Source organism: Marinilabilia sp., from assembly GCF_016278715.1.
GTDB lineage: Bacteria > Bacteroidota > Bacteroidia > Bacteroidales > Marinilabiliaceae > Marinilabilia.
The window spans coordinates 1-10,506 of the sequence record NZ_JADQBH010000324.1 but is presented as its reverse complement, the minus strand read 5'-3'; the positions used below and the strand labels follow the sequence as shown (position 1 = coordinate 10,506).

7 protein-coding genes are annotated in these 10,506 nt (G+C 43.7%); all 7 read right to left on the bottom strand.

All coding sequences use genetic code 11. The features are described from left to right. Positions 1-1,303: TIM-barrel domain-containing protein (locus QZZ43_RS19480; RefSeq protein ID WP_291862851.1), on the bottom strand; the 1,303-nt coding region annotated here is incomplete at its 3' end. A 128-nt stretch (positions 1,304-1,431) separates the two neighbouring features. Continuing rightward, positions 1,432-3,381 (bottom strand): glycoside hydrolase family 97 protein, encoded by a 1,950-nt coding sequence (locus tag QZZ43_RS19475; protein ID WP_291862848.1) that lies wholly within the window; start codon positions 3,379-3,381, stop codon positions 1,432-1,434. Positions 3,382-3,777: 396 nt separating this feature from the next. Continuing rightward, the gene (locus QZZ43_RS19470) at positions 3,778-5,148 is read right to left on the bottom strand and encodes a glycoside hydrolase family 43 protein (protein WP_291862845.1); all 1,371 of its coding nucleotides are present in this window, start codon (positions 5,146-5,148) and stop codon (positions 3,778-3,780) included. A 6-nt stretch (positions 5,149-5,154) separates the two neighbouring features. After that, entirely contained in the window at positions 5,155-6,759 is a 1,605-nt protein-coding gene (locus QZZ43_RS19465; protein WP_291862842.1) for an alpha-L-arabinofuranosidase C-terminal domain-containing protein, read from the bottom strand. 45 nt (positions 6,760-6,804) lie between these two features. After that, positions 6,805-8,208: a glycoside hydrolase family 43 protein gene (locus tag QZZ43_RS19460; protein WP_291862840.1), complete on the bottom strand. Its 1,404-nt coding sequence runs from the start codon at positions 8,206-8,208 to the stop codon at positions 6,805-6,807. A gap of 46 nt (positions 8,209-8,254) precedes the next feature. Continuing rightward, positions 8,255-8,767 (bottom strand): hypothetical protein, encoded by a 513-nt coding sequence (locus QZZ43_RS19455; RefSeq protein ID WP_291862838.1) that lies wholly within the window; start codon positions 8,765-8,767, stop codon positions 8,255-8,257. 193 nt (positions 8,768-8,960) lie between these two features. Then, the coding region (locus tag QZZ43_RS19450; protein WP_291862835.1) for a TIM-barrel domain-containing protein at positions 8,961-10,506 on the bottom strand (1,546 nt) is incomplete at its 5' end.

The following is a 10,506-nucleotide window of genomic DNA, read 5'->3' as shown; positions in this document are numbered from 1 at the left end:
TTGAAATACAAAAATGTGCATTTTGTTCGTGAATTTCACTGATAAGTCCGGACGGGTTGGGATTATTTTCTTCATCGAATTGCGGCACTCCCCAACCTTTGTTACCCCAATATTGCCAATCCTGTACAATTACATCCATGGGCAGTTTCCTTTTACGGAATTCTTTGACCGTTTCCACAAGTTGGTTGCCGGAAGTGTAACGTTCCCTGCACTGCCAGAACCCATAGGCCCATTTGGGAAACATAGGCGCATTCCCTGACAGATTTCGGTAAGAAGAAATCACGCTGTCGGCGGACGGGCCGTAAAAAACCACGTAGTCGAGTTCCCTGGCATTGGGCGACCTGAAGGTGGTGGAGTTGTCATTGAGCTTCCATGATAACTTTGGCGAGTTGTCGGATTTACAGATTACCTGCACCTCGTGTTCTCCACTTTCTAATTTTGCCACTGTACCGGCAGTCGGGGGCAACCACATATTGCTTTGGTCGATGTATGGCTTTCCGTCGATTATAACATAATAACGGTTGCCCATATCGCCCAAATCCAGAAAAACAGAGTATTTTCCATCCTCCGGAACACTGAAACTTCCTGTGTACAAAGATTGATTCTGAGCGATTTTCTGGGTTCCGGCAGTAGTGGTTACTTCAACCAGTTCCTCTCCTTCGGATGATTGCTCCTGTTTTTCGAGAGTAATAAAATTGTCGGTCGGGTTATAGTCGGTAAGGCCATACTGGTGCCATAGCAATCCATATCCTTTGCTGGAATAGATAAAGGGGATGGAGATTTGTGAGTTGACCTGCGTTAAACGTCGGGTAACTCCTTTCAGATTATAGTGACCGTCCTGGAACTGTCCGAGCCCAAAAATAGATTCATTTTCAGGGGATTCAAAACTTTGTTCTGCCATAAAGCAGGGCATTCCTTCCACCGAATCAGGAGACAGTTTTCTTGTTCCCGGTTTTTCCTGAAGAAAAATTTCTCCTGTTGAGGAAGCATAAGATAAACGGCCGGTTTTTTTATCTACAATAACGTGAATGTCTTTAAGTTCAACTATTAATTCTGATGATGTTTCTGTTGTCTTGAAAACAGGGGTTGGACTGTTGGCCGTCAGGATAAATTCGGGAATTTCCGGTTCTGACCCTTTAAATAATCTGATTCTTACTGCATTATCCGACGCCGGGTATATGCCCAGTGTTCCTTCAGGTAAATCAATGTTTATACCGTCGGGTGTTTCTCTGTATTTTATATCCTGTTGACATCCTGTAAGGATGAAAAATAGAGCAACAGTGAATAAGCTGAGATATTTCATGGTTAACAGGAGTTGATTTGCGAATAGTTACAAAATGCACCCCTCGATCGGAATCGAGGAGGAGGGTAGAAAGCACCCCTCGATCGGAACCGAGGGGGAGTTTAATCTCCTTCTTTTTCTTATGTTTTTTAATCCCTGATTTCCAAAACAAATCCGCCATTTGGCTGAATGTCCACTGACAGTTTTCCGTTTTTAGGAACCTTAACTGTTTTCATGTAAGGCGTACCATCTTTTTTGTCGTTGTAAAAGGATACTTCCTGTCCGGCCAGCATTGGAAGTGCAAGCGTTAGCTTTTTAACCTCTTTTTCAGCGTTTATTCCTGCGATATACCATTTCTCACCACTTCGGCGGGCAAGAACGCTGTACTTTCCAGGATAGCCGTCGATAAAGCGGGTTTCATCCCAGGTGGTAGGGATATTACGCAAAAAATCCAGCTCGAAATCGGGCACGTCGGTCAGGTTGTTTGGTGTCAATGCAAAAAACTGCACCGGATTTTGAAAGAGCACGCCGGTTGCCAGCTGGAAAATATCAGTGGTTAATCTTTTTTGTCCTTCCTTGTTTCCTTTGTTCAGATATTTGTTTAGAATAACCCCGCCGAATTCCATGCTGCCCACTGTGTTGCGCATAAATGGATGCAAGGAGGCATAGAATGCTTCTTTTTCACGTACATCCTGAACGAAGACGAGCATTTCAGAGGCCAAAACTGCCTCAGACCCTACAAAGTTGGGGTACATCCGTTCCCAGCCACGAGGCAGGGTGGCTCCGTGAAAATTCACCATCAGGCCGTAATCGTTGGCATCTGACAAAATGTTTTCGTATGTGCGCATGGTTTCCTGCTTGTCGCCACCCAGAAAATCCACCTTTAAACCTTTCACGCCGACTTCTTTCAACCATTTCATCTCTTTCTTACGGGCAATGGAGGTATTCATCTTATCCAACGGAGTCTGGAAGGCATCGTTTGCCGCTCCATTTGAATTGTACCACAAAAAGACACCGACCCCTTTGTCGTCAGCGTATTTTATAAGTTCTTCCATCTTCTCATACCCAATGTTTGTATCCCACCAGGCATCAATCAAAATGAATTCAAAATCCATTGCTGCCGCCAAATCAATATATTTTACCTGGTCGTCATAATTCATGCTGTTGTCCTGCCAGATGATCCAGCTCCAGGTACTTCGACCAAATTGATAATCCTGAGATGGCTCGTAAAGCGGTTCCACAACGTCCCAGGGAATGGTTGTTTCCACAATGGGTTTCAGGGATTCGCCAACGGTAATGGTACGCCAGGACGTCACGCCGGGGAGTCCGATTTGAGCTCCCGTACTGCCAAAGCCATTGTTCTGTCCCGGATTGGGATATTCAACTGTGTAAACACCATCCTTAAAACTGCTCAGGTGAGAAGCACAATAAGTACTTCTTACGCCGGTTTCTGACACCAATACCCAACCGTTTTCTCCAACCTCAAACAAGCCTGGAAAAACATACCCTTCCGATGACTGGTTTTTGTCCATCGAAACGTTGGCCTGGTAACCACTCTCATAACTGGGAGATGTGCGTGCAAATCCCTCCATCGGCCTCATCATATAAGACAGAAAGCTTTTTGTTTGGGCAGGAAAACTGAATCCGGTTGTTTCTGATTCTACCACACAGGCCCTGGTTTCGCCCCATTTTGGAAGTTCGTAGCGAAAAGCAATGTCGTTGTTGCTGACCTGAAACAGAACAGATATTTGCTTGTCATCCGCATTGGAAAAGGTACATTTCAATGAATTTGCCTGATATTCCACAAACGAGTGCTTGATCTTGGCTTGCGTATATGTCTTCGCCACTTCTCCTTTGGATGATTCAATAAAGCTCATGCTTGTTGTGAAGTCGCCCTCGTTAGTGGTCAACCCAAGTGGAGAATCTTCCAGCATGGGATTTCCCTGGTATGTTACTGAATAAACCGGAGTGCCGGCTTTAATATCGACACTTAGTTTTAACTGTCCGTCAGGGCTTTCTACCTTTGCCACCTGCGAATAGGCGGATGTAGAGAATAGTAAAAAGAAAAAGGTTATTATACCTGAAATGATGTTTTTCATGATAATATTTTTTTAAATCCTATGTTATTATTTTCAATACTCCGTTATCCCGAAGCTTCGGGATTTCAAACGCCTGATTACAACCTGGTTGTAATTTGGCGGAGTTGCTGTTCAACTCTCTGATAATAAAAACTTTGCGTCATTGCGTCTCTGCGTTTAGGCCTTTTTTTACGGACTGTTATTATTTTGGGTCCATCACAAATATCGGTACCTACATTAAAAAGGTATTTTGATCAATCACCAAAGCATACGACACCTTCAGCGTCGATATTGTATGTTTTATGAAAGCTATAAACATAAGAGCCCTTCAGGCTCTGTTTCTCTCAAATATAAAGGCATGACCCTGAAGCGGGTCAATTATTTATAGATGTTTTGCACCTTTGCGTTTAGGCTTTTTTATTTACTAAACTCCCAGAAATCAAAATTAAATAACTCGCCTTCACCACCTTTAAAGACAAGAAATAAATCATGGACACCTTTTTGTTTTTTTGTTTTGGTGGTGAATGATTGCCAGTTGTTTTCTGTTTCTGATATTTCACAAACGCCCAGTAGAAGGCCGTCTTTTGCATCCAGACGAATTTCAATTTTTCCTCCTTCCAAAGCTTCCGCATGTGCCTTAAATGTTTTAGCTCCTTTGGCAAAATCAACACTACGGACTTTGATGAAATCTCCATTGTTGATATTGGTGACAAAAACTCCGTTTGTGTCGTCGGTTTTTGTTTTCAATCCTTCAGACCAGGCTATGGTTTCGGCTTCCACTTTTTGGAAAGGATTCAGGTTGGCAACACTTTCTTTAACTCCCTCTTTTGTTGGCGTAATCATGGGGATAGACCCATCTTCATTATAGTCGAATTGTTCCACACTTACCGAACGTTTAAAACCTTCGCCACCTGACAAATCCTGATCGTGATAGAAGAAATAGGAGTTCCCTTTAAAATCAATAATTCCGGGATGATTGGTAAAAGCCAGATGAGGAGCTCTTTCCATGATGTAGCCTTTGTAAGTCCATGGTCCTTCAGCGGTGGGAGCAGTGGAATAAGCAATGTATTCAGGAATGCCCCCTGCCGCATAAATCAGATAGTACACGTCGTTTCGTTTATAAATCCATGGTCCCTCGGTGTAATTTGAATGGTGTCTTCCATCTTTGGAAGCACTTTCTCCAAATGATTCTGCATCCATTTCTACCGGAACAATCCCTTTTTTTCCAATGCCAGGGTCGTACGAAATCATATCTTCATTGAGTTTCACATAAAAGAGGGATGGGTTTCCCCAATACAGATAAGCCTGACCATCATCGTCAATAAAAACGGTGGGGTCAATATCGGTCCAGACATCATCGCTGTCCACAATTAATCTGTGACCCAGCGGATCATGAAACGGGCCGGTGGGTGAATCGCTCACCAATACAGAAATCCCTTCGCCGTGAATGGGCACATAGAAATAGAATTTACCGTTTCGTTCTATGGCTTGTGGTGCCCAGGCTCCGTTTGTTTTATCCATCCACTCGAAGTCCTTCAGGGACGCTACTGCACCATGGTCGGTCCAGTTGACCATATCATCGGACGAATAACACCGCCAGTCGTACATAGTAAAGAAATTATCGACCGTTTCATCTTCATCGTGAGAAGTATAAACATAAACGGTGCCTTTGTACACCATGGGTGCAGGATCGGCAGTATAATACGTTTGCACGATGGGATTTTGGGCAATGCCTGAGAAAAATGTCCCTACACAAAAAGACGCAAGGATTATTTTTTTGAGATTCATAATGATTTATTTTTTTGTGTTTATTTCGAGCACAGTAAGTGACTGAGGCTGTACATTAACAGCAATTTTATTTTGGGACACTTTTGGGTCAATCTTTTTGGGCGCAACATTGTCCGGATTGTCAAAGGTATTGTGGGCATCAATCTCAGAAGCATAAAGTGTTTCTCCCTTGATGTTGTTGATAGTAAAACCCTCTATGGGTAATTCAAACGATGCGGTGTTGTTGGGATCAATATTGGTGATGGCTACATAAATCTGACCATCTTTTCCTTTTGCGGCGATGACGTCCACTCGTGGGAGTTCAATATCGTCTATCTGATATTTACCTGCATCAAATTCAATATCCAGTCGGGCCGCATCCTGAAATGGTACATACATCCGAAAAGCATGATAGGTCGGTGTAAGAATCATTTTCTCATCTTCGGTCAGTATTACAGCCTGTAATACATTGATCATCTGGGCTATGTTGGCACCATGAACGCGCTCGGCATGACGGGTAAAGATGTTGAAATTCAGAGCTGCAATAATGGCATCGCGTTGTGAGTTTTGCTGTTGCAGGAAGCCCGGGTTCGTTCCTTCAGTGGGCGCATACCAGGCACCCCATTCGTCAACCAAAATAGACACCTCTGTGTTGGGGTCGTACTTGTCCATGATGGCTCGGTTTTCAGCAATGAATTCATCCATGCCCAGAGTTTCCTGAATGACTTCGGCATACTGCTTTTCATCAAAGTCGGTAGCCGGGATTTCTGGTGGATAGCCCCCACGGGTATAGTTATGTAGCGAGAGGCCCTGAATATTCCAGGTCCAGGTTTTGTTGGCCCATGCCTTCATGATGGCTTCTGTATAACCGAAGCTGAATTCATCAAATGAATCGGGGCCTACAGCCACGAATTGCGTATTTACATCGGTATTGTAGTTGGTGGTAAAGGTGGCGAACTTTTTAAGTTCGGTGATATACTCCTGTGGGGTAAAAGGTCCTCCACAACCCCAAACTTCGTTGCCAATGCCCCAAAACTCAACATCATAAGGGTCGGGATGACCATTTCTGTCTCTCTCTTCTGCGAGTGTTGAACCGGTGGCGGTAAGATATTCCAGCCAATCTGCTGATTCCTGCACGGTTCCAGATCCAACATTGGCTGATACAAATGCTTCTGAGCCGATCTGATTTAAAAAATCGAAATATTCATGGGTTCCAAAGGAATTGGGTTCGGGTGCACCCCCCCAGCTGACGTTAATTCTTGAATTTCGTTCGTCAGGCGTTCCTATGCCATCGCGCCAGTGATACTGATCGGCAAAACACCCGCCCGGCCAGCGTACGTTGGGAACTTTGAGTTCAATTAAAGCTTCCACAACATCGTTTCTGATTCCTCTGGTATTGGGAATCTCGGAATCGAGGCCTACCCATATTCCACCGTAAATTCCGGTGCCCAGATGCTCGGCAAAGTGACCGAATATGTGCCTGTTGATCACTGGCCCTTTGTGATCTGGGTTGATGATAATTTTTACCGAAGTGTTCTTTTGGGCATATACTGAACCTGCATTGAACAGGGATATAAAAGCCAGTATGCTTAGTAATGCAACATGCTTTCTGAAGTTGAAATTCATTTTCATGGTATGTGGTTTTATTGGTTTATAACTTGATTTTTGATCCTGATATCAATCGTTATTTTCAGAAGAGGTCTCTGCATGAAACTGCCACCAATCAAAATAAAACAAGTCTTTTTCTCCCTTGAAAACAAAATACACATCATGAACTCCTTTGATGTCATTTGCCTGTGCAGTAAATGTACTCCAGATACCCTCTTGGCGGGACCCATTTACTTGAACTGTTGCGATCACCGATCCATCAATTTTATCGGCCCGTATCTCAATTATCCCTCCGTAAATTGGAGAAACACTCACTTCAACCGATTCAGCTCCATCAGAAAAATTAACTCCACTGACTTTTATGTAATCACCATGATTAACAGCTGTTACAAATAAACGGTCTGCAATTTTCTTTCCTCTGGCCCAATCGAAATCTCCTTCCCACTCAGTTTCAAACCTGGTTTTGACTCCCTCGCTCCAGGCCATTGTTTCTGCTTCAACCCGTTTGAAAGGATTCAGGCTCCCTACTTGCTCTGGTCCCTCAACAGACCAGTAATGGCGATTCTGAATGGTGCCATCGGGGTTGTAAATCATCTCATCCATATCCACCGAGCGACGCTCATAGAATTTTGGTGTCGTCTTTTTCAACAGGTCGTAACTGTGTCCGAAACAATACGATTTACCTTTGTATTCGATAATTCCAGGATGATTTCCACGTGTTAGTTCCGATGCATCCACAATCATTCCTTTATATTCCCAAGGGCCGGTAGGGGAGTCGCTCATGGCATATCCAATTCCCTCAGGGCAACAGGTGGAGGCGTAGGCCATGTAATAATGTCCTTCGCGTTTCCATACCCAGGGACCTTCCTGATAGTTATCGGGGGTGGTTGGTTCCTGGATAATGTCCCCGGAGTAGGAGATCATATCTTCGTTTAACTTTACGTAATATACTTTGGGATTTCCCCAGTACATGTAAGCCTGTCCGTCATCGTCAATTAATACAGTCGGGTCAATGTCGTGGTCGCTGTTTTGAATTAAAGGTTTACCTATAGGGTCTTTAAATGGGCCGTAAGGACTATCGGCCACCAAAACACCAATGCCAACTCCTCCGGGCATTGGACAATAGAGATAAAATTTACCGTTGCGCTCAATGCATTGTACTGCCCAGGCCCCATTGTCATAAGGAACCCAATCAAAATCCTCTAACGAAGCCACTACACCGTGCTCAGTCCAGTTTACCATGTCGGTTGAAGAATAAAGCAACCAATCGTGCATTTTGAAGCCCATCGCATCATCCTCATCGTGACTGGTGTATAGGAATACCGTATCGTTGTGCACCATTGGTGCCGGGTCGGCAGTGTATTTTGTTTGAACTATTGGAAATTGTTCGGGAACACCATTTTGGGCTAAGACAGAAGAATTCAATGCCAGCACCATAAGAAAAATGGTTGTTAAATAAATCTTTTTAATCATTATGTCGCTTTTAAACTATATATACCTTGATTTTGTGTGCTTAGAACTATTCAACCTGAATGATAACTTCTCCGGTTTCCAGACCATCAGCCTTAGCCATAAAGGTAATCGTACCTCTTTTATGGTTTTTTACCGGACGAAGGATAGCAAGAGCCTTTCCACGGAAAGTTTTGCAAACCGGGCTGTTAAAGCTCTCTATGTCAGTAGGGTTTGCATTGCCCGAACCGGCAATTTCGCCTACCCCCGATACCGTAAAAGTTACAGGTATCGCAGCATTAGGTATTACATGGCCCTTATCATCTGTAATTTCAACGCTAACGTACGATAAGTCGTTGCGGCTTGCCTCAATTTTTGAACGATCGGCTGTAAGTTTAACTTTTGCTGGTGCACCCGTGGTTCTCAGTTCCTTCGACGCAATTTCTTTTCCCTCGTCGAAAAGTGTTTCGATACGGGCAGGTTGTTCTTGTTGCGTACATGCAAAAGAAATCAGCAAAAGAAATAAGACCGATAAAATTGAACGAAACCTTTTACTCCGTTTGGTGTGCTGATATTTTTTCATAGCTGTTTTTCTGTTTACAGTGGGCCAAAAACGCTTGGTGATTTGAAATCCTGGGGTTGCTTTACTATCAAGGCTCAATCAACCTGATGCGAGGTCTTAAGCTCGAATAACCGCTTGGTACCCAGTGGTTCACATGTGGATTCCAAGGTTGGTTTGTTTTTGTTTAATGTATTTCTTCTATTTGTTTATCAGGTTAAAGTTTGACATTTATTCTTTTTCCAGCGTAGCTCACTGTTTTGTCATACTTCTCCGTTGTTCTCTGGCCTGCACCTTTTCCCAAGGAAACTTTAATAATGTTGAATTTCCGTTCCTGCAGCATTCCCGGAAAAGATCCCTCACGATTCTTAATGGTCAGCGTGTTTTTTTCATTGTCCCATTTAAACATGATGGTTGAAAAAATGCCTTTTTCGTAGTTGTAATTGTCATTTTCATCCTCGTAAAGGGTAAATTCACCATCAGCTCCTTCATAAATCCGGATTTCCAGGTTGTCCCATGCTTTTTCCTCTGCATATTGTACGTTGGGGCCAATCGGAATGATTGATCCTGCTTTGACATACAAAGGCATGATGTCAATAGGTACTTCTTTTTTGATTGTTTGTCCTCCCAAAAATCTTTGTCCCGTCCAGAAGTCGTACCAATCTGCGTCTTCGGGCAGATATACCTCCTTCGTTTTAACTGAACTGAAATCAGCAATCAGCGTGGTATCACTACCGTTTGTTTGGGGCCTTGAATACATAGATGTAGTAACCGGACAAACCAAAAATGATTTCCCAAACATATATTGGTCGTTGATACCGAGAGCTGTTTTATCATCCGGGAAATCCATCATGAGGGCTCTCATCATGCTTGATTGATTGGCCGAAACGTCCCATGAGGTTGAATAAATATAGGGCAGCAAATGGTAGCGGAGGTTTATGAATTTTTCAATGGCGTCATAAACAGGCTGGCCTTTTTTTCCGAAACGATATATTTCCCGGGGCGCATCGGCCCCATGGGAGCGCATCATGGGGCAAAATGCACCAAACTGGATCCACCGGGCATATAATTCACGATAATCTGCATTTTCCAGTGGATTGTCATAATTCCAAAGGAAGAACCCTCCTATGTCACTGTTCCAATGAGGAATTCCGGTGAGCGAGAAATTCAAGCCTGCCGAAATCTGGTTTTTCAGGGTTTCCCAGGATGCAACCACATCGCCTGTCCAGGTATTGGCTCCATAACGCTGCTGACCGGCAAATGCTGAGCGGGTAAGTATAAACACACGCTTGTCTGAAGTCACTTCACGTTGATGCTCGTAAACACCACCCACGGTCATTAACGGAAAAGCATTGCGTACCTTCCGGAACGACCCGAGATAAGTCTGATTGTCAAAGTCTGATGGTTTTGGGTCGAAATGGTCAGGTTCGGAAGAATCTATCCAGAAACCGTCAATGCCAAGCGAAAAGATACCCTTATTCAGGTATTCCCAGTAAATATCGCGGGCTTTGGGATTATAAGGATCATAAACCCGTACACCGGAAGGATAATCTGGATTGGGCGGCCATTTAAAAGAACCTGATTCCGGCCATGTTTTAAAGTTAAAAAGTGCATCAATACTGTCCAGTTCCCGGTAGGGTTTGGTCTGCGGACCAAACGAATTCCAGATGGATATGATTAGGTGCGCATTCATGTCATGCACATCGGTCACCATTTTTTGAGGGTTATAAAACTCTTCATTCAGGAATTCCATGTCATTCCAA

Excerpts from the sequence above, each read along its gene's own strand:
- QZZ43_RS19475 (WP_291862848.1), bottom strand. The coding sequence starts at position 3,381 with ATGAAAAACATCATTTCAGGTATAATAACCTTTTTCTTTTTACTATTC.
- QZZ43_RS19470 (WP_291862845.1), bottom strand. The coding sequence starts at position 5,148 with ATGAATCTCAAAAAAATAATCCTTGCGTCTTTTTGTGTAGGGACATTT.
- QZZ43_RS19465 (WP_291862842.1), bottom strand. The coding sequence starts at position 6,759 with ATGAAAATGAATTTCAACTTCAGAAAGCATGTTGCATTACTAAGCATA.
- QZZ43_RS19460 (WP_291862840.1), bottom strand. The coding sequence starts at position 8,208 with ATGATTAAAAAGATTTATTTAACAACCATTTTTCTTATGGTGCTGGCA.
- QZZ43_RS19455 (WP_291862838.1), bottom strand. The coding sequence starts at position 8,767 with ATGAAAAAATATCAGCACACCAAACGGAGTAAAAGGTTTCGTTCAATT.